Source organism: Candidatus Accumulibacter phosphatis (genome assembly GCF_000024165.1).
GTDB classification, from domain to species: Bacteria; Pseudomonadota; Gammaproteobacteria; order Burkholderiales; family Rhodocyclaceae; genus Accumulibacter; species Accumulibacter phosphatis.
In genome coordinates, this window is sequence record NC_013194.1 from 3,660,772 (window position 1) to 3,684,840 (window position 24,069).

Sequence of the window (24,069 nt, forward strand, 5' to 3'; positions counted from 1 at the left end):
TCACGTCGAGTCTTTTTTTGCATTTTTTAAAAAAAGTTTTTTCACGGCGCCGGGATGCCTTCGGCATCCGCCGGCGATCGCGAGTGTCTAAACTTCAGTCTGCTGAGAAAGCGTGGTGCAAAGCTGGAACGTGAGAGCGTGCTGCCGGTACGCTTCGTGCCGATGACCCGTGCCGGTAGGAAGCCCGCACCGTGATGCCGTCGCCTGGTACGCGTCAATCAGCGCACTCTCCGGCAGCGACACGGGTGCTGGTCCGCTGGCCGTCACTCTCGCGCGCTGCACCCGGTATCTTCGGCGAGCCAACGCCGGCAGACACGTCGCGACCCGACGTCAATACCGTTGACCCTGCGTCGCTTCAGGCGCTGAAGAAGATGGGCGCCCACCTGCAGACCATGCAGCGTCTTCAGGTGACGGCTGAACTGCCTTCTCAGGCGGTGCTCGAAGGTGCGCGGAAGCTGCAGCAGAGTCATTGCCCATGCTGAGGAGCGGCAAGAGGCATCGAAGGGACTGCCGTGAGAATGGCAAGGTCGCATCGCCGGGGCGATGGACATCGCGCTTGCGCTCGTCTTCCGCCTGCCCCGCTCTGCTGATCGGTGAGCGGGAGTCACTCGCGCGCAGGTACCGGCTCCGAGAGGAAGCCATCCAAGGTGTGCGCTTGCTGCCGCTGCGTCTGATGCCGATGACTACTGCTGGCGCGATATCCACCCTGTGATGTCTTCGCCCGCACCCCGCCGCCTTGGGCTGTTCTCGGCGACAACGCTGGTGGTGGCGAGCATGCTGGGGAGCGGCGTGTTCACCACCAGCGGCTTCCTGTTGGCCAGTCTGCAGTCACCCTGGCAGGTGCTGCTCGCTTGGCTGGTCGGTGGCGCCCTGGCGAGTTGCGGTGCCCTGAGTTATGGCGCGCTGGCGCAGCGGATGCCCGAGTCCGGTGGCGAGTACGTTTTCCTGTCACGTACCCTCCATCCGGCCGCCGGGGCCATCGCCGGCTGGGTGTCGATCATCGTCGGTTTCGCCGCCCCTCTGGCGGCGGCGGCTCTTGGCTTCGGGGAATACGGTAAGGACTGGTTTCCGCGCTGCTCGCCGCAATGGCTGGGAACGGGGCTGCTCTGCAGCTTCGCCCTGATCCACGCGCTGCGAATGGAAAGCGGCGCGTGGCTGCACAATGTCACTGTCAGTATCGAGATCATGCTGATCGTCGTCTTCGTCGTCCTGGCCTGGTCGCGACTTCCCGCCGACGTGGTGCGGCAACCAACTCCCAACGGCGGCGGCCCAGCAGCGTTTGCCCTCGGGCTCATCTGGGTGTCCTTCAGCTACTACGGCTGGAATGCCGCTGTCTATGTCGCTGGCGAGGTTCGCGATCCGCAGCACGTCCTGCCGCGGGCCTTGCTCACCGGTACCGCGCTGGTGACGACGGTCTATCTGGCGTTGAACGCCGCCTTCGTGTTCGCCGCGCCTTGGCAAACCCTGGCCGGCAAGGTGGAGATTGGCCGTATTGCCGCCGAGGCTCTGGGGGGAACGGCCTGGGCCGACGCCTTGACGGTTTTGATCACTCTGACGCTGGCGGCTTCGGTCTCGGCGATGACCATAGCCGGCGCACGCGTCTATGCGCGGATGGCAGGTGACGGAATGCTGCCGAGAATGTTGGCGACACATGCCGGTGCACCCCACCGCGCAATTGCCCTGCAGTGCGCTCTGGCGCTGGTCCTGCTATGGAGCGCCAGCTTCAAGAGCCTGCTCACCTATATCGGATTCACCCTCAACCTGTGCGCTGCCGCCACCATAGTTGGACTGATCCGCCTCAAGCTGAACGAGGGCGTTCGACTCCGGGTCATCGGCTGGCCGGTGGCACCGCTGCTGTTCCTGGGGGGTGTATCGTGGATGACCGCAAGCGCCGTCGCCCTGCAACCGATCGAGAGTCTCTGGGGTATGGCGACACTGGCCCTGGCCTGGGTTGTCTGGTGGTGGTCGCGCACAGGAACCCGCGCTAGTTCGACCAGCAATACTGCTCCTCCCGCCGCGCAGAGCCTGGGGCCAACGGCGCGGGCAATCGAAGCAACGGTGTCGGCCGCGAACGTCCGCCCTCTGGCCAGGGACACGACGCAGCCAGGGATTCGCAATCCGTGGCGGCTGGCTCAACCAGACGCCCACCGGCTCATTTCTCGGCGAATCGCCGAACTGGTGAAACCGGTGGGAACGGGCTGCGCGGCTCCTGACTGCCGAAACCGTCACCGCGCAGCGAATTGACGCGCGTTCCCACCTTGCTTGCAGCTTACCGCTCCGCGTCCTGGCGAACGCGAAGCTCAACCGGCATCAGGCGCCGCGTTCACGCATCCACTTGCCGACCGTCGGCGCCAAGACCTTTTGCGACAGGCCACCGGTGTAGATACCGATGTGCCCCGTTGCAATGGCGAACTCGGTGTAGTCCTTGCTGCCGACATGCTTGCCGAGGGCGACCGTGCACGGTGGCGGCACGATATGGTCCTTTTCGGCAAAGATGTTGAGGATCGGAATCGTCAGTTCCTTGAGGTCGACCTTGCGGCCGCCTATTTCGAGCGTACCCTTGACGAGCTTGTTTCCCTTGAGGAAGTCGCGGATGAACTCCTTGAACATCTGACCGCCCGCGTCGGGACCGCCAAACAGCCACTTCTCCATGCGCAGGAAGTTTTGCAACGCCAGACGGTCATCGAGAATATCGATCACGTCGGCGTACTTGCCGTAGTTCAGGATAAACGGCGACGCCATCATGAACGACTCGTTGAGCACGGTGGCCGGCACGTTGCCATGCACGGCGACCATCTTTTCGACGTCGGCGTCGGCACCCATGGTAAACATCAAGCCCTCGTGCGGCTTGTGATTCGCCTTGTAGGCGTCGAAATCAATCGGCGAAACCGTCAGGACAAGGTGGCTGATCTTGTCTGGATTGAGCGTCGAGTAGGTGGTCGACATGGCGCCGCCCTGGCAGATCCCGAACAGGGCAATCTTGTCGACACCGTGGTGCTTGCGAATGAAGTCCACCGTATCGTCGAAGTAGCCGTTGATGTAATCGTCGAGTGTGCGGTACTTGTCGACCTGACGCGGGTAGCCCCAGTCATTGAGGTATACGTCGATGCCCTGGTTCAGCAAGTTGCGCACCAGCGAACGATCGGGCTGCAGGTCGGCCACCTCGTAGCCGTTGATCAGCGGCGGCACGATCAGCAGCGGCGTCTTCATGATCTGCGAGGGCTCGGCCAGCGCGTGGTAATGGTAGACCTTGATCCCATCCTGTTCAAAAACCACATCCTTCGGCGTACTGCCGATATCGATATCGTCGTCCGTCAGGTTGGTGAGATTGCTGATGCCCTTGGCAAGTTTCTCGTTCAGGGCTGCGGTTTCAGCCGCAACGTCAGCGGGAAGAATCTGGATTGGAAAAGAAAACATCGGTAGCACCCTCCTAAAGGTCTATTAGCTTATCAGCCGGATAACGAATTTCAGGCTTCTCGGCTCATTCGCTCTTGGCACGCGCTGCCGCAGCCTTGCGAGGCGCCGGGCTGCTCTTGGCGACGGCAGCCGGTGCTGCCGGAAGCAGTGCCTTCTTGAGAGCTCGGACCTCTTTCTTGAGTTCGTGGATGACTTGATAGGTTTCGTCGAGTTCGCTGCGAGTCGGCATGTCCAGGCCGCGGAAGATGTCCTCGACGACTGCCCGCTGTGCGAGCTTGAATTGCTGCTGCGCCGCGGTGAACGCGTTCTGCTTGTCGAGGAACTCTTGCGTATTGAAAGTCACCAGCAACGACTTGTCGGCTGTCCGATACCAGAGGCTCATCAATTGACGCACCGCGGTGATCTTCTCGCCCTTGGCAGCCACCTTGCCGAGTTCCTCGACGGTCGCTTCGACGGCCTTGGCCAGTGCGTCGCCAAACGCGGTGTGGAACGTCAGGCTGTTCTTGCGCAGATCGACGACGGCGTCGACCAAACGCAAGAGCTTGGCGTTCTTTTCACGCGACGCACCGAAGAGGGGGATTTCTCCGACGCCGGCCAGGGCGGCATCGCCTTCCATCGACAACAGACGATTGATTCCCGAGGTGCCGCCGAGCATCGCTTCGCCGACGTGACCGGAGGAAGCCGCCTGCATCAGGAACGACAGCCAGGGGCCCATGGCATCGGGCAAGTCCTTGCTCAAGGTGCTGCTGAGGTTACCGAGGTGCGAACCCATGCCAAAACTGCGCTCGAGCATGGCGGTCGACTCCTTGGCCCACTGCTCGGCGAAACCCTTGAGATCAGGGCGCCAGTCCTTGTTTGCCTCAAGATTCGGCGCCACGATCTTCATCGACTTGAAGAAGAAGTCCATGACGCGATTCATGGCGCCCTGGCTGCTGGTCATGCGATCCATCAGCATGCGCGCTGCTTCGTTGGTACCCTTGCTGGCGGCGGCAACGCCCTTCTTTGCGGCTTCGACTGGGCCTTCGCTGCCGCCCGGGAGATTCTGCAACAGCGAGGACCAATCGCCCCACATGCGCTTCTGCATATCAGCCCAAGCGTTGACGACGCCGCCCAATTGCTCATTCGGATTCTTGTTTTCCACTCCGGTGATCTCCTTTCAGTGTGTCAGACTCGCCTACCGCCACGGTAGGCGGATGCCCAGCGGCAGGCTGCGTGCACTCTACAACAAAACTGCGGCCGTCTGGCGACGGCCGCGATGACGCAGATTAGGGCTCTTGACGTATCAGGCCAGGGCCACGACTGCATCTCCCTTGTGCTTCGCCTCACCCTGCTCGTTGGCGCAGGTGAGTTCCAGGCGAACGCATTTTTCGCCACCCTGCTCCAGCTTTTCAACCACCTTGCCGGTGCACACCATGCGCTCGCCGATTTGCGTAATGGCCGTGAAACGCACGCCAAAACTGCGAATGGCTGCCTGCGGCACCCACTGCGTCAGCAGACGGCCCAGATACGCCATGCCCAGCATGCCATGGGCGAAAACATCGGGGATGCCGTTGGCGCGCACGTAGTCCTGATCGAGGTGCAGCGGGTGGTGGTCACCCGAGCCTGTGGCATATAGGGCAAGCGTGAGTCGCGACACCGGCTCAGTCGTGAACGACGGAAGTTCGTCGCCAACGTTCAGCGCATCAAAATTCGGTTTTGTCATCGACTTTCCCCTATGCCCTAATGACCATCACGGAGCGCACATCGCACACCAATTCGCCCTGCCGACGCACTTTGACCTCCTTGACGACGAATTGCAGCGCACCGTTCCTCTTGTCGTAGATATCGGTGATCTCTCCGTCGAAGTCGAGGACATCACCCGAATACACCGGCTTGTGGTAGGTGAACGACTGTTCGCCATGCAGCATCTTCATCAGGTCGCAGCCCATGGTTTCGAGGTAATCGAAGGGATGCTCCTTGTCCATGTCCATGCAGAAGAAGAAGGTCGGCGGCGCCAGAACGCCTGGCAACCCGGCCTTGTGCGCGGCGGCTTCGTCAAAGTAGATGGGGTTGGTTTCTCCCGTCGCCTTGGCAAACCACTTCAATTGCCACGCCGTCAAATTGACGGAATGTGGCGGCACTTTCATGCCTATGTGTTTCTTGTCAATCAACATCCGATTCACTCCTTACCCACCCCGAACAACGGGGTGGGAACGCTCGTTGGCGACTCGATCAGAGAACTTCGATGGCAATCGCGGTGGCTTCGCCACCACCAGCGCAGAGGCCGGCGATGCCGCGCTTGAGCCCACGTGCCTTGAGGGCGTAGAGCAACGTCACCAGAATGCGCGAACCCGTGGCGCCGATCGGATGGCCAAGAGCGCAGGCACCGCCATTGACGTTGACCTTGTCGGCCGGCAGCTTGAGGTCACGCATCGACGCCATCGTGACCGCCGCAAAAGCCTCGTTGATTTCCCAGAGGTCGACATCCTCGGCCTGCCAGCCGAGCTTGGCAAGCAGCTTCTGGAAAGCGAACACCGGCGCCGTTGTAAACCACGACGGATCGTGGGCGAAGGTGGAATGTCCGACAATCCGCGCCAGTGGCGTGATACCGGCGCTCTTCGCATCAGATTCGCGCATCAGGACAAACGCCGCCGCCCCGTCGGAAATCGACGACGAGTTGGCCGGCGTCACGGCGCCGTCCTTCTTGAACACGGGCTTCAGTTTGGAGATTTTCGACGCATCGCACTTCATCGGCGTTTCGTCGGAATCAAACACGACATCACCCTTGCGCGTGCTGACGGTAACCGGCGCGATTTCGTCCTTGAACACCCCGGCGGCGACGGAGTTCTGGGCACGCGTTACCGACTCAACGGCGTAGGCGTCCATCTCTTCGCGCGAAAAAGCGTACTTGTCAACGCATAGCTCGGCAAACACGCCCATCGGCTTGCCTTGCTCATACGCATCCTCAAGACCATCAAGGAACATATGGTCATGCAGCACGCCATTACCCAAGCGATAGCCCGTGCGAGCGGTGGTCAGCACATGCGGCGCATTGGTCATCGACTCCATGCCGCCAGCGATGGCGATGTTGATCGAACCGGCCAGCAGTTCGTCATGCGCGATCATCACCGTCTTCTGCGCTGAGCTACACATCTTGGTCAGCGTCGTGCACGGCACCGATTTCGGCAGCCCGGCTCCCAACACCGCCTGGCGGGCAGGGGCCTGGCGCAGGCCGGCCATCAGGCAGCAGCCCATCAGGGCTTCGTCGATATCCTCACCCTTGACACCCGCCTGTTCAACAGCGGCCTTGATCGCCACGGCGCCGAGCTGCGGCGCCGTCACACCCGCGAACTGGCCCTGGAAGGCGCCGACCGGCGTCCGCTTGGCACCGACGATAACAACGGATTCACTCATACCACACTCCTTTATTCCAACGGATACTGCGAGATTGAAGTTTTCGGCTTGCCGCGAATTACTTCGGCGCCATCCGGATCGAACCATCGAGGCGAATGACCTCGCCGTTCAGATAGCCGTTTTCGCAAATGTGCTGGACCAGCGCAGCATACTCGGCAGGCTTGCCGAGACGCGATGGGAACGGCACCATCTTGCCCAGGGAGTCCTGAGCCGCTTGCGGCAATCCCTTGAGCATCGGCGTCTCGAAGATGCCGGGAGCGATGGTCACGACGCGGATACCATGCGCCGCCAGTTCGCGCGCCACGGGCAGCGTCAAGCCGATGACCCCCGCCTTCGAAGAGGCATAGGCCGCCTGACCAATCTGACCATCGTAACCGGCGACCGACGCCGTATTGACGATGACGCCGCGCTCGCCACCCTCGTTCGGCTCGTTCTTGCTCATCGCCTCGGCCGCCAGGCGGATCATGTTGAAGGTGCCGACCAGGTTGATGCTGACAACACGCGCAAAGGTCGCCAGGTCATGCGGGCCATCACGGCCGAGCACTTTCTTGGGCGGTGCGACACCCGCGCAGTTGACCAGTCCGTGCAGAGCGCCGAATTCACTGACCGCCAGGTCGATGGCAGCACGTGCGCTCGCTTCATCGGTCACGTCGGTCTTGGCAAAGCGCGCGTTCGCACCCAGCTGCGCGGCCTGCGCCTCGCCGGCACCGGCGTCGACGTCGACAATGACCACCTTGCCGCCACCATTTACGATGTTGCTCGCCGTGGCTGCTCCCAATCCGGAGCCTGCTCCCGTCACCACAAACACACTACCGTTGATTTGCATTTTAACCCCCAAAAAAATATCGCGACATCACGCGATGCCGCGCTACTGGTCTGTGCCGACGGCGATCATCATGGACCTGCATCGTCACAGGAAAATCCGACCCTCTCACTACGCTGCGAAGGTCCTCTTGGCAAGACGGACACTGGTACCAGGTGGCACCGGAAGATGCTGCACCGCAAGAATCCGGGCAGATCGGACCCGCCGACTCCGTCGCATCTGCCCCGCCCAAGTTTGCCTGGTTGGCGGCGGCGAGCAACCTCGCCATTGTCGAACGCAGAGCGCTACCGAGTCAAGCATCGGGCGTAGCGCCTGCGCTCAGGCCGCCGCACGCGATCGGCTCGACGGGGAGCTTGCGGACCATCCGGTGCTGCTTCACGGCATTCGAGCGGCCCAAGACGACGCGGAGTTGACCTGGATCAGCCCCTCGCTCGGGGGATGCTTTAGAGTGCGGCGTACTCGGTCGCTTCGGCGTGCCGGGCTGAAGATTGTTTCAGCGCACAACGGAGAACAACCATGGTTCAGACCCCTGAAGAAACGTCGGCCACCGCCACTGCAGTCGCCGACTCATCGATCACTGCTGACGCAGCGAAGCCGCGCACCCGAACCAGCGCACCGCGCAAGAAGTCAGCCGCCAAACCCCAGACGCCCACGGCCCCGCGACCGGACGCGCCCACGCCGGCAAGCTCGGCGCCGGAGACGGCGCCGAGCAGCGTAGCGTCGCCACACGGTGGGTATTCGCGCCGACTCAGCGACCGCCATCTGCTCGACTCGGATGCGCTCGAAAACATCGACCGCATGACGAACATCGCGCTGGGCCAGTTGAGCGGCGGCGTTTCGCCCGCATCGCTGGCGATGGCCTATCTTGACTGGATGGTGCACCTCTCGGCATCGCCCGGAAAACAGTTTCAGCTCGGCGCCAAGGCGGCCCGCAAGGCGCTGCGCCTGGGATCCTACGCGCTGACCTCGGCGGTCACGGGCAACGCCGAACCCTGTATCAAGCCGCTGCCCGGCGACCATCGGTTCGACCATCCAGGATGGCAGCGTTTCCCCTACAACGTGATCTACCAAGGCTTCCTGCTCAATCAGCAATGGTGGCACAACGCGACCACCGGCGTGCGCGGCATCTCCAAGCACAGCGAGGCTGCCGTCTGGTTCACGGCCAAGCAGATCCTCGACATGATGTCGCCAGTGAATGTACCGGCGATGAATCCCGAGATCGTCGAGGCGACGGTCAAGGAACGGGGCGCCAATCTGGCGCGCGGGGCGGAGTTCTACGGCGAGGACGTCCGCCGCTCCTTGCGCGACGAGAAACCCGCCGGCATCGAGGCTTTCCGGGTAGGGGAAAACCTCGCCATCACCCCGGGCAAGGTGGTTTTCCGGAACCACCTGATCGAACTGATCCAGTACTCACCGAGCACCGACACGGTCCAGCGCGAACCGGTTCTGATGCAATCCGCCTGGATGATGAAGTATTACATCCTCGATCTGTCCCCCCACAATTCGCTGGTCAAGTACCTCGTCGACCGGGGTCATACGGTATTCATGATCTCGTGGCTCAACCCGGGGCCCGAACACCGCAATCTCGGCATGGAGGATTACCGCAAGTCGGGAACGATGGCCGCGATCGACGCCATTTCCGAGATCCTGCCGCAACGCAAGATACACACCGTTGGCTATTGCCTCGGCGGCATCCTGCTGACCATTGCCGCGGCGGCGATGGCTCGCGACGGTGACGACCGTCTGGCGAGCGTCACCCTGTTCACGACGATGACCGACTTCACCGACGTCGGCGAAATCAACGTCTTCATGGACGCCAGTGAAGTCACCCTGCTCGAGGACATGATGTGGCAGAAGGGCTATCTTGGCCACAAGCAGGTGTCCGGGGGCTTTCAGCTGCTCAAGTCTGCAGACCTGATCTGGTCGAAGATGGTTCGCGAGTATTACCTCGGACATCGCGAACCGATGTTCGACCTGATGGCCTGGAATGCCGACGGAACGCGCATGCCCTATCGCCAGCACTCCGAAGTCCTGCGCCGACTGTACGTGGACAACGAACTCTTCCAGGGCAAATACATGGTCGGCGGACGTGCAGTTTCGATCAGCAACATCCATTGCCCGATGTTCGCCGTCGCCGCCGTGGCCGACCACGTCGCTCCGTGGCGCTCGGTCTACAAGCTGCACCTGCAGAGCGATTCGGCCGAGCTGACCTTCGCCCTGACCAGCGGCGGGCACAACGTCGGCATCGTCAATGAACCGGGCCACCCGCGCCGGTCCTTCCAGCTCAGCGTCTGCCGCGAAGGCGAGCGCTTCCTCGATGCCGAAACCTGGAAGGAACGGACACCGAAATTCGAGGGCTCCTGGTGGCCGGTCTGGCAGGAATGGCTGGTGCGGCATTCCTCGGGCGGCGAAGCCGCGCCACCGATGGGTGCGCCGGAGAAAGGCTACACGGCCCTCTGCGACGCCCCGGGCACCTACATCTTTCAGCAGTAGCGGCTGGAGTCGGCCGCCCCGTCGGCGGCAGGACCCGGCGCCCGGATCCTGCGCGTGTGGGCAGAACGAGCAGGTCGACCGTCGGCGAGGGAAATGCTCCTGGCGTCGATCGCTACCGGGGCATTCTCGAAAGCGATGGCGGTAGCTTCTATGTCCTGGGGATGGGCGACGGACGCTGGTAAGCGTCGCGCATCTCCCGCTTGAGCGTCTTGCCGGCGGCGTTGCGCGGGAAGTCGTCCATGATCTGCACGGCGTGCACCCGCTGATAGCGGGCGCCAACGCGCTCGTTGATCCAGTCGCGCAAATCGTCGGCACTCACCGAGGCGTCGGCGTGCAGAACCACCGCCGCGACGGGGGTCTCGCCCCACTTCTCATGCGCGACACCGAAGACGGCAACCTCGCGGACCGCCGGATGACGTGCGGCGACCTCTTCGACGTCCCTGGGGTAGATCTTGACTCCGCCGCTGTCGATCATGTCTTTCTTCCGATCGACCAGATACAGGTAGCCCTCGTCGTCGGCATACCCCAGGTCGCCGGTAAACAGCCAGCCGTCGCGAATCGCCTGCTCGGTCAGGTCGGGCCGACCGTGATAACCGAGCATCAGCGAAGGACCGCGGCCAACGATCTCGCCAACCTCGCCAGCCGGCGCATCGCTGCCATCGTCGCGCACGATGCGCATCGCGTAGAAGCAGGGTGGCGACCCGACCGAACCGGCCTTGCGCAACGACTGCGTCTTGTCGAGAATCGTCCAGAATCCTTCGGTAAGCCCGTAGAGCTCGTAAAACCGGTCAGGCAAGACGCGATTGAGCAGGTCCTTCTGCTCCTGATGAAGCGGCGCTCCCAGCGACAGGATCATCTCCAGCGAAGAGAGCTTCTCCGGGGAGAAGTTCGGCGAATGGAGCAAGGCGATGATCTGTGCCGGCACCATCATGGTGTGCGTGACCCGCTCGCGGCAAATGATGTCGATCGCCTCGTCGGGGTCGAACTGACGCTGCAGGATGTAGCGCGCGCCCAGATAGAAGCAGGGCATCAAGGTGACGAAAGCACCATTGAAAACGATTGCACCAGTATGCAGAACGACCGACTCCGGGTGCATCCGCCACGCCGAGGCAAACAGCGTACAGTACACGGCGCGCACGAAATGACTGTGCATGATCCCCTTCGGCAAGCCGGTCGTGCCGCTCGTGTACATGATGTTGAACAGGTCATCCTGGCCCACGCTGACGCGGTCGACAGGTCCCTCGGAACACGCGCCGAGCAGCGCCGCGTAGTCGGGGTAGTCGGCAGCCGGAGCGTCGATCATCAGCACGCGGTCCGCCGGCAACCCGGGAAGTTGATCACGAACCGCATCGATCAGCGGCGCCATCGAGGTTTGCGTGATCAGGCACACCGCACCCGAATCGCGCAACAGGCTGGCCAGGCCGGAAGCCATCAGCAGCGGACTCAACGGCACCAGGACAGCGCCGATCGCGGGAACGGCCCAGTAGATCTCGAGCAATTCCCGGCAGTTCGCAAGAATCGTTGCCACGCGATCGCCCTTGCGCACACCGAGCCGGCTCAGCAAATGCGCGCACTGGCTGACGCGGGCGCCGAACTGGCGCCAGGTCAGGCGCTCGTGCTCGAAGACGACGGCTATCTGATTCGGTCGAAACTGGGCGTGATGCTCGATCAGGTTCGCAAGTTGCAGCATGTCTTCCCCCATCCACGGTTCCCGCAGCGTGCTCGCAGCACGCGCCAACGACAGCCGATCGGCACGCCAGCACGCCTATCGCAGCGCAACAAACCCGCAGTATACCGTCCCTTGGGCTGGCCCGGGGCGAGACCACTGGCCAGCGCTCGACGAGGCCTTGCCAGGGTCGGCGCGACCCAGCCTGAAGAACCATTCAATGAGCAATTAAGGAGAGCTCCAGCGACCCGACAAATATTCCTTCGACGAACGGCAAAGCGGGGTGAACAAATCCCACACAGAGGAGTAGAATGAATTGTGCGGTGCGGAATGTCGCACCTTCGAGGGATAGTCGCCGGTTCGCTCCCGCATTCGTCGGGAAGGCTCGGGAAACCGGATGGCGCCGGCCTCACGGAACACGGGTTGTGGCGCGCGGCTTGTTCGGAACGGATCACGAGATGGGTTCAGGCATGCACCTGCGGCGAATGGCACGACCTGCCGGTAGCGAGCACAGTGGGTTCCCGCGGGGCGCTGCGGTTCGCGACACGCTCCCGTGGGCCTGTCGGTCCCGTACGCGTACATGGCTCCCGGGACGAACCGGCAAGGCGCTTGGGCAGCGCGATAGGCTGGCTGAGTCGCGGCCGTGGTTTCGCCCGCCGGAGTCTGGTGCATAGCCCTTCAAAGGTAATCGTGGGTCGCTCGCTGCGGGCTGGCCCGTTTTGACTGACGTTGATTTGTTGGAGGTTGGAAAAATGTTTTCACTGCTAAAAGAGATGCCCGATTTCACAACCAGCTGGATGCGCTACACGATGGCGATGATGCGCTCGTCCAACCGCGAAATGAGCGAGTTCAATGAGAACCTCTACATTGCCGCGCAAATCGCGATGACCGCCGCGCGCGACAATCCGCTCAGCGTGATGGAAGCCTTCCAGGTCATGGAGCATAACGTCGGCATGGCCCGCAAGGGGCTAGCTGGCACGCAGAGCAAGATGGCCGACTACGCCTTCGACCAGATTGAAGAGGCCACGCGCGCGTTGCTGAACACGGTCCTGAAGACCGATGGCGAGAAGCTGGGCGGCTACATGAAGCGCGAAGCCGAAATCATGGAAGCTGTGTCGAACTTTCACGAGCAGATCGAGGCGATCGGCGAGGAGTTCGGTTTCCATTTCAATACCCCCGCCTACAAGCTGGTCCACGAAACCGACTCCTTCGAGCTCTACCAGGTCCTGCCGATCAAGGAAGGCGTCAAGGTCAACCCGCACCTCAAGCCGATCATTCTCGTCCCGCCGTACATGCTTGGTGTGCACATCCTCGCCTTCCTGCCTTACGAGAACAAGAGTTACAGCCACTCCTTCGCCAACGAGGGCATTCCCACCTACGTGCGCGTCGTCAAAGACATCATGACCAATGAGAAGGTCCAGACGATGACGCCGGAAGACGACTGCGAACAGACGCGCCAGCTCTGCGCCAAGGTCATGGAACTCAACGACGGCAAGAAGGTAACCCTGAACGGGACCTGCCAGGGCGGCTACATCTCGCTGATGAACATTCTTTCGGGCAAGCTGAAGGATGTCTGCGATGCCCTGATCACCAACGTGACGCCGGTTGACGGGACCTACAGTGACGCCATCAGCGGCATGCCGACGATGCACCACGACTTCATCACCACCACGCTACCGAGCGGCAACAAGGTCGCCAACGGCTACCTGCTGAGCCTCGGCATGCGCTTCGTCGCCATCGACCGCGAAACGCCGCTGGTCAAGGTGCTCGATCAGGCGTCGCTGCAACGGGCCACCGACATGAATCCGGGCAAGACGCCGGCAGCGCTGTTCCGCTGGCTGCTCAAGGAACGTGTCCATCTGCCGCTGGCCGTCGCCAACATGAGTTCGCACACCTTCCAGGATCCGATCGCCGACGACGGCAGCCTGCCGGTGAAGCTTTTCGACAAGCCGCTCAACATCAAGAGCCTGATCGATCTGAAAGTGCCGTGGTACCAGAACTACGCGATCAAGGACGACCTCGTCACGCCTCCGTGCGCTACCGCCGGCAACAAGTTCCTCGAAGGTTGGGATGGCCTCGAGTCGGTCGCCTTCTTCGGTGGTCACGTGGCCATCCTGACCAGCCCCTACGGCAAGAAGGCTCCCGTCACCGGTTCCTTCACCGACGCCAACGGCAAGGCTTCGCGCGGACCAGTGAAGTTCCAGATCGACATTTCGAAGTAAGCGCGATCGGCATGCGGCGTCAAGCAGGAGCCGGAGACGCCCTGCCGCCAACGCCCACATCGTAGTCGACAGCAAGCGACGCGCCGGCTGGACGCCATCTGTTCAGGCCGGCGCTTCCTCGTCATAATGGCCCGGGCCGCCTGCGCACGCAGCGACTCATGGCCGCAACGCCAGGAAGCTTCCCTGCTCGGGGGCAGCTCGCATCCATCTACATTTCAGTACGGAGATTTTCCTCATGACTTACCTCAACATCACCGCCGAAGTGCGCGGCAAGGTCGGCCTGATCACCCTCAACCGGCCAAAGCAGCTCAATGCCCTGAACGACGACCTGATGAATGAAATGGGTTGCGCACTCGCCGGCTTCGAGGCCGACGAGAACATCGGTGCAATCGTCATCACCGGATCCGACAAGGCCTTCGCCGCCGGCGCCGACATCACGGTGATGCAGTCACTGACCTACATGGAGGCTTACAAGGGCGACTTCATCACGCGCAACTGGGAAGGCGTCAAGAACTGCCGCAAACCGGTGATTGCGGCGGTGGCCGGTTACGCCCTCGGCGGCGGCTGCGAACTGGCGATGATGTGCGACATCATCCTGGCCGCCGACAATGCGCAGTTTGGCCAACCCGAAGTCCGCCTGGGCATCCTGCCCGGTGCCGGTGGCACCCAGCGCCTGCCGCGCGCCATCTCCAAGGCCAAGGCGATGGAAATGTGCCTCGCCTCGCGCAACATCGACGCTCAGGAAGCCGAGCGCGCCGGCCTCGTTTCGCGCGTCGTGCCGGCCGACAAACTGCTCGAAGAGGCGATGTCCACAGCCACCCGCATTGCCAGCTTCTCGCTGCCGGTGGTGATGATGATCAAGGAATGCATCAACCGGTCCTACGAGAGCTCGCTGTCCGAAGGTCTGCTGTTCGAGCGTCGCGCTTTCCACTCTGCCTTCGCCCTCGAGGACCAGAAGGAAGGCATGGCGGCTTTCGTCGAAAAGCGCAAAGCCTCCTTCACCAACCGCTGACCGCCGTTTCTGCCGCCCTCCCGCCTCGCCCGCCTGTGCGGCGGGATCCGGGAGGGTCGGCGAGCCCTCAGCAAGGCGCCAGATCGACGGCATTGTGAATGCTGATCTGATCCACCCATGCCTTGGCGTACACCGTGCTGTAAAGGTTCGAGTAGGCGGCCACTTCGAGCGTCAGCGTTACCGTACGGTCGGCGAAGCGCGATAGATCGATCGCTGGCGGGCGCAACCACTCGCTCTCCTGGTGGGCCATGCCGATGGCGGTGACTTCATCGACGACCACGCCATCGATGAGAACCCGGAAACTCGCACTGGTGTAATCGTTGACCGCCGCGCTGAGATCGAGTCGCCGCACATAGCTCAACTCCGGCCGCGCTCCCAGCTTGATCCGCCGCGACGTCGACTGCGCTCGCGGGCCGACGGCACCCCCCTCACCCGACGACACCTGCCCATGGAGCATCGAGCCTCCGCGGAAGGCGCGCGGGTCGTCGAGCAGCAGTTCCCAGCCGGCGCCTTGCCAGCCCGAGGTCTTCAGCGCTTCGGTGGGATCGCCGGAAGCCGACCGCGGAGCGATCCCTTTCAGCACGCCAGCCGCCTCGAGCGCCGTCGAAATGATTCCTGGGACGTCGATGCCCAGCGGCGCGTTGCTGGCCGCGCGGCGCGGCCTGTCGCCCTTGAGCAGGCCTGCCGCCTCCAGCGAAGCCGAAATGATGCCGTGCACATCGAGACCGAACGGTCGGCTGGCGGCCCCGCGCCGATCATCGGCCGCCGACTCGTGCGCCTGACGCGCGCCATCGCCGGGCTCCGGACGTGACACAGCAGCGTCCAGCGGCCGCGCGTCGCCGACCGTCTGCTCCGTCGACGCCGCGTGCGCGCCACCGGCAGTCGCTTCAGTCGCTGCCGCGGCAGCCGCGGCAGCCGCGGCAGTTCGCGCGCTCGCCGGCCGCCCGGCAAGCAAGCCCCAGAAATCAGCGATCCGGTGCGTCGATGAAATGCCAACAGCATTGAAGAAGGGCGCCGCCGTGCCGCACTGATGCGGCTCGGCGCCAGGGTCCAGGGCGGCGCCATGCGACATGCCGGTGATCGTGTAAGACTCGATCAACTCCTCGCCGTCAGGTCCCTGCCAGACGCGCCGCGGGTAGCCGGCGACCGTCATCTGCATCGTCGGGTTGGCATCGAGACCGTGCACATCGGTCCATTGCTTGATGATCTCTTCGGCATTAACCGGTTTCACCGCCGTATCCGCATCGCCATGCCACACCGAGAGCTTTGGCCACGGTCCCTGATGTGACGATGCTGCCCTGACCAGGTCGCCCCATTCGCGCCCGGACCGGCAACGTCCCTGGAAGATGCTTTCCAAACCCTCCTGCAGACCCTTGGCCGTGCGGTAGGGAACGCCGGCAAGTACCGCGCCGCCGGCGAACACCTCCGGATAGGTGGCCAGCAGCACCGTCGTCATCGCCCCCCCTGACGACGTCCCGTTGACGAAGACGCGGCGGCGATCGATGCCATGGTCAATCGCCATGCGGTCGACCATCTGCGTGATCGACAGCGGCTCGCCACGTTCGCGCTCGTTGTCTTCGGGCTTGAACCAGTTGAAGCAGCGCAGGGGATTGTTGTTCCATTGTTGCTGCGGAAACAGGAGCGCGAAGCCGTGACGATCGGCCAGGGTCGACCAGCCCGCGCCCTTGTTGTACGAACCGGCGCTCTGCGTGCAGCCATGCAGGACGACGACCAGCGGCGCGTTGGCCGGCAGGTCATCCGGCACGTACGCATACATCCGCAATTCACCGGGGTTGGAACCAAAAGCGGTGACCTCGACCAAGCGGTGCTCCTGCGCGTCCACCTGATCCGACCAGGCCTTCACCGCGGTCAGCGTCGACAGGAGTTTCTCCCAGCGGCTGCCGTGTGGTGTCTTGGCGGCGAGTTTGGCCATTTTGGCGATAGCGGCCACTTGGTGGCCCAGTTTATTCAGCATTGGAGTACTCCTGTCGTCTGACAAGGTGGTAAGCAGACCGATCTCGATGAACTTTCGGACCGGCAGAAAAACGGTGTGGAACAAGCCTGGATCGACCAGCCCACCTCGTTGCGGATCAAGCCAGGCCGGCGGCGCAGCGCCCGCCGCCAGGCCATAGGTGTGACTGAACACCGCTCGACGGCCCTGCCACCAAGCGCTGAACTGCAGCGAGGCCACAGGACAGCCGCGGTTGATCCAGACACCGAACAGTTCGCTGGCGACCAGCGCCCGCGTTTCGTCGGCGCAGGCAAGCTCCAGCAGGTTGGCCAAGGCCTCGCCGAAGGCCAGGCCGTCGAGGCGGATGGTGGGCGCAAGCTGTGGTTCGGCATCCGGCCCGACGATCGCTGGACCAAAGATCACGCGCGGGGTATTACCCCCCGCTGCTACCGCAACCGGTTGCAGATCGCTATAGCAGCGTATCGCCTCGACGGTCTGTGCCTGCTGCGGCGCCGCCATCGCCCCGATCAGCAACTGCGCCGCGTACTGCGGCGTCGCCGGCGGCGAACCACGCCCACGGGGGCCGGGTGCCACCAATCCCTCGGTGACCATCAGCGTGACCCGGAAACGCAGGTCGCGGCGTGACTCACCGAGGACGTCGGCGAGTCGTTCACTGAATTCATAGCGTGCAAGTCGATTTCCCATACAGCAACGATAGCACGCCAATCTGAGAGTTGCACGCTTTTTTTAGTAAGTGACAGTTAATAACTTTCCAAGACTGCGGGTGGCTGCCGAGCACCCTGGACAAGCTCGTTTTGACGCCATTCGGGTGCGCGGCGCGGCACACGACGGCGTCCGGCAGACGGAGCTTGACGAGTCGCTGAACGCCGGAGATACTTGGGCTGAAGCGGTCGTATTTGCGCCCGTTCTCCTCTCGCTGCTGGACCCTCTCGATCAACCGAATCTGGACAAGTAAATCATGAGTACACAAATCAAAGCGGGCGTCGCCACTGGCGACCAGTTGCAGGCCATCTTCGATCTGGCCAAGGAAAAGCAGTTCGCGCTGCCTGCCGTCAACGTCATCAATACCAGCACGGTAAACGCCGTCATCGAGACCGCCAAGGAACTGAATGCGCCGGCGATCATCCAGTTCTCCAACGGTGGCGCACAGTTCTTCGCCGGCAAGGGCCTGGACAACGCGAGCCAGCGCGCCTGTGTTGCCGGCGCCGTCTCCGGTGCCAACCACATTCATCTGCTGGCCGAACTCTACGGCGCCACCGTCGTCATGCATACCGACCACGCGGCCAAGAAGCTGTTGCCGTGGATCGACGGCCTGCTCGACGCCGGCGAGCAATACTTCAAGACCCACGGCAAGCCTCTCTACAGTTCGCACATGCTCGACCTGTCGGAAGAGCCGATTCAGGAAAATATCGAGATCTGCAAACGCTACCTCGAGCGCATGAGCAAGATGGGCATGACGCTCGAAATCGAGCTGGGCGTCACCGGCGGCGAGGAAGACGGCGTCGACAACTCCGGCGTCGATAGCTCCAAGCTCTACACCCAACCGGAAGACGTGGCACTCGCTTACGAAGAACTCTCCAAAGTCAGCGACCGCTTCACCATCGCCGCCGCCTTCGGTAACGTGCATGGCGTCTACAAGCCGGGCAACGTCAAGCTGCAGCCGATCATCCTGAAGAATTCGCAGGACTACGTGCAGAAGAAGTTCGCCACCAAGGATCGCCCGGTCAACTTCGTTTTCCACGGCGGCTCGGGATCGACACTCGAGGAAATCCGCGAAGCGATCGGCTACGGCGTCGTCAAGATGAATATCGACACCGACCTGCAGTGGGCTTTCTGGGATGGCGTGATGGGCTTCTACAAGAAGAACGAAGGCTATCTCCAGGGCCAGATCGGCAATCCGGAGGGCGACGACAAGCCGAACAAGAAGTACTACGATCCGCGCGCCTGGTTGCGCAAGGGTGAAGATGCTTTCCGGGCCAGACTCAAACAGGCCTTTGCCGATCTGAACAACGTTGGGACGCTCGGCTGACAGACCGTTTGTCGAAGGCATGACAACGGGCCGGCCCAGGTCTGGGCCGGCCCGTTTTTTTGTCCGCAGATGACCCTTCAGCGAAGCGTTGACCCGGCCGGCCGGGCCACGGATACTTCGCGCTCGCGGCCCGGCGGAGTACCTGGGCACCTACCGGACCACCAACGCAAGCCTGCCTGTTTCCCACCTTCCACTACTTCCACACCGAGGAGCAAACCATGAGCACCCTGGCAGAACAGTTACGCAACACCGAAGCACACAAGTCGATCTTCGAGTCAGCCGTGCGCCAGAATCCCCTCCCCGTCTGCGCGGCGTTCGGCTCATCCGACCACCCGCAGCCGGTCAGCTTCCGCAGCAGCGACCGCGTCCTGGGCACCAAGGACAGTGACAACGTGCGTGCGCAGTTTCCGCAGACCGTCAGCGCATCGGGCAACATCGTCCTCGCCTCCGCCGGTCCCAGCACCGCCAAGGTCCAGGGCAAGCGCGTCGCCGTCCTGTTCTCGGGTGGCCCAGCCGCCGGTGGCCACAACGTCGTTTGCGGTCTCAAGCGCGTGCTCGGCGCCGGCAATACGCTCTTCGGCGTCAAGGCGGGACCCAAGGGCCTGCTCAAGGGATCACTGTTCGAAATCACCGACGCCAATGTTGACTTCATCCTCAACACCGGTGGCTTCGATTTCCTCGGCTCGGACCGCACCAAGATCAAGAGCGACGAGCAATTCGCGCAGGTTCGCGAAACCTGCATCAAACACAAGCTCGACGCGATCGTCATCGTCGGTGGTGACGACTCCAATACCAATGCGGCCGTCCTCGCCGAGTCCTTGTTCAGCGGCGTCAAGGCCGATGGTTCCGGCGTGCAGGTGATCGGCGTGCCGAAGACGATCGACGGCGACCTGCAGATCGGCGACCTGCTGGCGATCTCCTTCGGTTTCGACACCGCTACGCGCATCTACAGCGAAATGGTCGGCAACATCCTGCAGGACACCAGTTCGTCGCTCAAGTACTGGCACTTCGTCAAGCTGATGGGCCGTTCCGCTTCGCACGTCGCTCTCGAGGTGGCGCTGCAGACCAAGCCGGCAATCACCCTGATCTCCGAGGAGGTAGCGACGAAGAAGATGTCTCTGGCCAGCATCATCGATCACATCGCGCAGGTGATCGTCGAACGGTCGCACAAGGGGATGAACTACGGCGTCCTGCTCGCACCCGAAGGTCTTATCGAGTTCATCCCGGAGATGAACGCGATGATCGCCGAACTCAATGACGTCCTCGCGCATCACGCCAGCGAGTTCGCCGCTCTCGCCGACGACGCCAAAGCAGCCTTCATCGGCAGCAAGTTGAACCCTGACAACGCGAGCCTGCTGGCCTCGCTGCCCGATTACATCGTCAAGATGCTGCTTGCCGAGCGCGATTCGCACGGCAACCTGCAGGTGTCGCTGATCCCGACCGAGCAGTTGCTGATCGACATGGCCAAGAGCCGCGTCAAGGAAATCGATCCCGCCGTTCCTTTTGCCGCCCACAACCACTTCCTCGGTTACGAAGGTCGTTGCGGAGCGCCGACGCTGTTCGACGCCGCCTACACCTACAACCTCGGCCTGACTGCCGGATCGCTGATTCTCGACGGCCGCACCGGCTACATGGCGACGATCACCGATCTGACCAGCGGCGGCACGCCGAAGGCGATCCCGCTGGCCGGCCTGCTCAACATCGAACGCCGCCACGGCAAGGACGAATTCGTCATCGAGAAGGCGCTCGTCCGGATGGACTCCCCGGCCATGCAGTACTTCGCGGCCCGCCGCGACGACTGGGCCGGCAATGACCTGTTCGCGTCGCCCGGCCCACGCTCAGTTCTGGGGGCCGACGACTCATCAGCTACCGATCAGCGTCGCCTTGAACTCCGCGGCGGATTCGCTGATGTTCGAGATCGGCTGAGCGCCAGGCTGCATCGCGTCGCCAGTGGCCATCGGCAACGATGGCCACTGGCCTTTTTCCGGCGGCACTCGGGCTTTCGGGCCGCGGCTTTCGCCACCGCTTCGAGAACCCGACGGGTCTTGTCATCCGGCCTGAACCACGCGGTAGAGGCCTGCGGCTCCATGGTCGCGTGCTTGAGTTCAGGGCCTCGTTGGCGCGCCACCAACGGGCGACGAACTGATCTCCGAGGACACCGGGTTGGCGCTTTGGCCAGCGCGCCAGGCAATCGACGTGATCTCCGGCGGTGCCGTGCCGTTCGCTGCCTGCTTCGTCCCGCGACGGTTGCCTCAGGACGAGGGCCAGATCGGTTTCGTCGCCCGTGACTCGCGCTACATCACCGCAGGCTACCCGACAGCCTGGCGTTCTACGCCACTGCGGCACGCCCGAGCGGCGTAGCCAGTCCAGCGCTGGATGCCTACGTGGTTCTTGTCAGCGCGGTTTCGCGCGCGACAACCGACTCGCGGTGGCACTCGCCATCGCGTCCATGAGCGTCGCGCGCCTCAAGGCGCTGTCCCGCGAAGGCGATTGACCCGGCGCCGGCCGGCGCTCGTGCTGGTCAGGACGGAATGGCCGTCCGCGTGCGTCGCTGATACGCAAAAGCACCTGCCATTGCGCACGGAATGATGATCGCGTAGGCGACCAGCTCATACCACTGTGGCGACAGCGCCCGCGGACTGTTCAGGAACGGGCCTAGATAGGTGACAAGGTAGATCATGGCTCCGGCGATGGCGTGTTTCATCGGCTGGCGACCGGCCACGGAGGCTGCAACGTAGCCGCAAAGCCAGTTGCCGATGGCGCCGGCGATCAATCCGGGAATCACGTACTCGAGTGCGTGAGGTGGCGCCTGCTGTAATTGTGGCGCCGCATCGCCGCGCGAGAAGATCGATCCCAAGAGCGGGAGAAGCGGCGCCGACCATGTGTTCAGGAAAAATGGCGCACCTTGCGCGCAGCACGCGCCAATGAACGCCGCCTTGAGCGAGATGCGCGCAGGGGCGCGATCGGCGACCGCAGACGCCGGTGGCTGGTATGGGTCTTGTGTCATCTCTTGCATGCGCGGGCAACAATCGTAGATTTCCTGGCGCCAACGGGCGAACGTCCGCCCGCCGATGGCGGTCTTTCCGAGTTGCCGGGCGGTCGTGATCACGGCCGCTTGATGTCCCGTCCAGCACGGCCTCAAGACCTCCGCACGCCTTGAAAACGTGCGGTGCCCGAACGTGCTCAGAGCCACCTCTCGATCAGTCGAGTAAAGGGCTACCTAGAATCGCTGAATTGTACCCGTATCCCCCGCCGAGATCCGGAAAGGTGAGCTGCCGAACTGGTGAGCGAGTTCGCCGCCGAGCACGGCGGAAGTCCTCAGAAAATCACGGCGGGACGGCGCCGTTCGCGTGGCAATCCTCCTCAAGCTGGGCCGGCGGCCTTGCCGGCCGCCCGACGACGATCAGCGGCGCGCCACGTTGGCCGCGACAGCGAGCAGATCACCGGGTCGATCGATATCGCGAATGACTCCCAAGTCGTCGACCTCGATCAGCGTCAGCGATCGCGCGGGATCCTCGATGATTCGCCTGCCGCCCGCCTCCCCATGCAGACTGGCGAGCGCCGCGAAACAGCCCCTGGAAAACCCCACCGGATGGCCGCGCCGACCACGGCAGGCGGGCGCGGCAATTTCGGCACCGTTCCGCAAGGCCCCGAGCACGCTCTGCACGGTCGAAGCCCCGACAAAGGGCATGTCGGCGAGCGCCACCAGCCAGCCCGCCGCGGCCGGGGTAGCCCGCACAGCGCAGGCCAGGCTGCTGCCGATTCCCAGTTCGCACGCCGCATCGACGCGCACATCGACACCGATCTCGGTCAGCAGCCTGCACAACTTCGTCTGCCCGGCACGTAGAATGCTCATAGTGTGCGGACAGGCCGCAAGCAGGCGCCTGCCGGAAGCGAGCGCCATCGGCGTGCCGTCAGCCAGCGGGTGCAACAGCTTGTCGGCGCCGAAGCGCGTCGACCGCCCGCCGGCGAGCAGGATGCCGACGATCCCGGCATCGGCTCCCGGCATTTAGAAGCTCTCCTGGCAGGCGCCGGCAACCTCGTTCGCGGCTGACGTGGAGTGGTCGCGCAGGCCATCCTGCGAAGCGTTCGCAAGCACGACGCCGTACTTCGCCGCGGTCATTTCGGCGAGAATCGACACGGCGATCTCGGCTGGCGTGCGGCTGCCGATCGGAATCCCGACGGGCCCGCGCAGGCGGGCAAGCTCGTCGGTGCCGAGACCAAAGTACTGGCGCAAGCGCTCCCGGCGCCGGGCGTTGTTGCTGCGCGAGCCGAGCGCGCCAACGTAGAAGGCCGGCGACTTCAGTGCTTCGAGCAGGGCCAGATCGTCAAGCTTCGGATCGTGCGTCAGGGCGACGACGGCCAGATGCGCGTCGGGAGGCATCGCCTGGACGACATCGTCGGGCATGCCGTCGGCCAGCCCGGCACCCGCCACACGCCATTCCCGGCGATACTCCTGGCGCGGGTCGCAGATCGTCACCGCGTAGTCCAGCGCCTGCGCCATTTCGGCCAGATAGCGCGAAGTCTGACCGGCACCGATGATGAGCAGGCGCCAGGCGGGACCGTGCACGGTGCGCAGGAACCTGCCGTCCCAGCACATCGATTCGCCGCGTGTCGCGTCGGTCTGCCTTGCCTGGCCGGTCGTCAGATCCAGCGAGCGGACGACCACCCTGCCCTGCGCCAGCTTGGCCTCGAGTTCGGCGAGCGCGGCAACACCCGGATCGGGCTCGATGACCAGCTCCAGGGTTCCGCCGCAGGGGAGGCCGAAGCGCTGCGCTTCGTCGCGGGTTACCCCATAGACGCGCGTTGTCGGGCGATCGCCAGCCAGTTCGCCGGACTGCATGCGGCCGATCAGATCGTCCTCGATGCAGCCGCCGGAAACCGAGCCGCAGACCACGCCATCGCTGCGCAGGATCATCCAGGCACCGGCCGGGCGCGGTGCCGACCCCCAGGTGCGAGCGACGGTCACCAGCGCGAAACGCTGACCCGCAGCCGCCCATCGGCGTGCCGTCGCGAGCACCTGCCGATCGATGCTGTCCATG

Annotated in this window: 17 protein-coding genes; 6 read left to right on the forward strand and 11 right to left on the reverse strand. The window is 63.3% G+C overall.

Annotated features, from left to right (window positions below):
- Positions 1–711 precede the first annotated feature (711 nt).
- Entirely contained in the window at positions 712–2,244 is a 1,533-nt protein-coding gene (locus CAP2UW1_RS15835; protein WP_041567877.1) for an APC family permease, read from the forward strand.
- A 66-nt stretch (positions 2,245–2,310) separates the two neighbouring features.
- Here the strand turns inward: CAP2UW1_RS15835 and phaC are convergent, their stop codons facing one another.
- The 6 genes from phaC to CAP2UW1_RS15865 form a co-directional block, all read right to left on the reverse strand.
- Positions 2,311–3,417: a class III poly(R)-hydroxyalkanoic acid synthase subunit PhaC gene (phaC, locus tag CAP2UW1_RS15840; RefSeq protein WP_015767632.1), complete on the reverse strand. Its 1,107-nt coding sequence runs from the start codon at positions 3,415–3,417 to the stop codon at positions 2,311–2,313.
- Between the two features lie 64 nt (positions 3,418–3,481).
- Complete coding sequence (locus CAP2UW1_RS15845; RefSeq protein WP_015767633.1) at positions 3,482–4,558, reverse strand: poly(R)-hydroxyalkanoic acid synthase subunit PhaE; 1,077 nt, start codon at positions 4,556–4,558, stop codon at positions 3,482–3,484.
- 141 nt (positions 4,559–4,699) lie between these two features.
- Complete coding sequence (locus CAP2UW1_RS15850; RefSeq protein ID WP_015767634.1) at positions 4,700–5,119, reverse strand: MaoC family dehydratase; 420 nt, start codon at positions 5,117–5,119, stop codon at positions 4,700–4,702.
- Between the two features lie 10 nt (positions 5,120–5,129).
- A complete protein-coding gene (locus CAP2UW1_RS15855) occupies positions 5,130–5,570 on the reverse strand; it encodes a MaoC family dehydratase N-terminal domain-containing protein (protein WP_015767635.1) in 441 nt (146 codons plus the stop codon).
- A gap of 58 nt (positions 5,571–5,628) precedes the next feature.
- A complete protein-coding gene (locus tag CAP2UW1_RS15860; RefSeq protein ID WP_015767636.1) occupies positions 5,629–6,810 on the reverse strand; it encodes an acetyl-CoA C-acyltransferase in 1,182 nt (393 codons plus the stop codon).
- 58 nt (positions 6,811–6,868) lie between these two features.
- Positions 6,869–7,636: a 3-hydroxyacyl-CoA dehydrogenase gene (locus CAP2UW1_RS15865; protein WP_015767637.1), complete on the reverse strand. Its 768-nt coding sequence runs from the start codon at positions 7,634–7,636 to the stop codon at positions 6,869–6,871.
- A 513-nt stretch (positions 7,637–8,149) separates the two neighbouring features.
- On the opposite strand from CAP2UW1_RS15865, the gene CAP2UW1_RS15870 reads away from it, so the two are divergent.
- Entirely contained in the window at positions 8,150–10,126 is a 1,977-nt protein-coding gene (locus tag CAP2UW1_RS15870) for a PHA/PHB synthase family protein (RefSeq protein ID WP_081444205.1), read from the forward strand.
- A gap of 148 nt (positions 10,127–10,274) precedes the next feature.
- On the opposite strand, the gene CAP2UW1_RS15875 is transcribed toward CAP2UW1_RS15870, so the two are convergent.
- The gene (locus CAP2UW1_RS15875; protein WP_041568618.1) at positions 10,275–11,816 is read right to left on the reverse strand and encodes a class I adenylate-forming enzyme family protein; all 1,542 of its coding nucleotides are present in this window, start codon (positions 11,814–11,816) and stop codon (positions 10,275–10,277) included.
- A gap of 728 nt (positions 11,817–12,544) precedes the next feature.
- On the opposite strand from CAP2UW1_RS15875, the gene CAP2UW1_RS15880 reads away from it, so the two are divergent.
- On the forward strand, positions 12,545–14,014 hold the full coding sequence (locus CAP2UW1_RS15880) for a hypothetical protein (RefSeq protein WP_015767640.1): 1,470 nt from the start codon (positions 12,545–12,547) through the stop codon (positions 14,012–14,014).
- Positions 14,015–14,249: 235 nt separating this feature from the next.
- Positions 14,250–15,026, forward strand: coding sequence for an enoyl-CoA hydratase (locus CAP2UW1_RS15885; RefSeq protein WP_015767641.1), 777 nt, complete (start codon positions 14,250–14,252; stop codon positions 15,024–15,026).
- 67 nt (positions 15,027–15,093) lie between these two features.
- Here the strand turns inward: CAP2UW1_RS15885 and CAP2UW1_RS23990 are convergent, their stop codons facing one another.
- Positions 15,094–17,682: an extracellular catalytic domain type 1 short-chain-length polyhydroxyalkanoate depolymerase gene (locus tag CAP2UW1_RS23990; protein WP_015767642.1), complete on the reverse strand. Its 2,589-nt coding sequence runs from the start codon at positions 17,680–17,682 to the stop codon at positions 15,094–15,096.
- A 274-nt stretch (positions 17,683–17,956) separates the two neighbouring features.
- Here CAP2UW1_RS23990 and fbaA point away from each other — a divergent pair, with 274 nt between their 5' ends.
- Complete coding sequence (fbaA, locus tag CAP2UW1_RS15895) at positions 17,957–19,027, forward strand: class II fructose-bisphosphate aldolase (RefSeq protein WP_015767643.1); 1,071 nt, start codon at positions 17,957–17,959, stop codon at positions 19,025–19,027.
- 218 nt (positions 19,028–19,245) lie between these two features.
- Complete coding sequence (locus CAP2UW1_RS15900) at positions 19,246–21,315, forward strand: diphosphate--fructose-6-phosphate 1-phosphotransferase (protein ID WP_015767644.1); 2,070 nt, start codon at positions 19,246–19,248, stop codon at positions 21,313–21,315.
- A gap of 233 nt (positions 21,316–21,548) precedes the next feature.
- Here CAP2UW1_RS15900 and CAP2UW1_RS15905 read toward each other — a convergent pair whose 3' ends face one another.
- From CAP2UW1_RS15905 to CAP2UW1_RS15915, 3 genes are all read right to left on the reverse strand, one after another.
- Entirely contained in the window at positions 21,549–22,034 is a 486-nt protein-coding gene (locus tag CAP2UW1_RS15905; protein WP_299067931.1) for a hypothetical protein, read from the reverse strand.
- Between the two features lie 396 nt (positions 22,035–22,430).
- Positions 22,431–23,036, reverse strand: a complete 606-nt coding sequence (locus tag CAP2UW1_RS15910; RefSeq protein WP_015767646.1) for a nucleotidyltransferase family protein — start codon at positions 23,034–23,036, stop codon at positions 22,431–22,433.
- A complete protein-coding gene (locus tag CAP2UW1_RS15915) occupies positions 23,037–24,068 on the reverse strand; it encodes an XdhC family protein (RefSeq protein WP_015767647.1) in 1,032 nt (343 codons plus the stop codon).
- Between the last annotated feature and the right edge of the window lies 1 nt (position 24,069).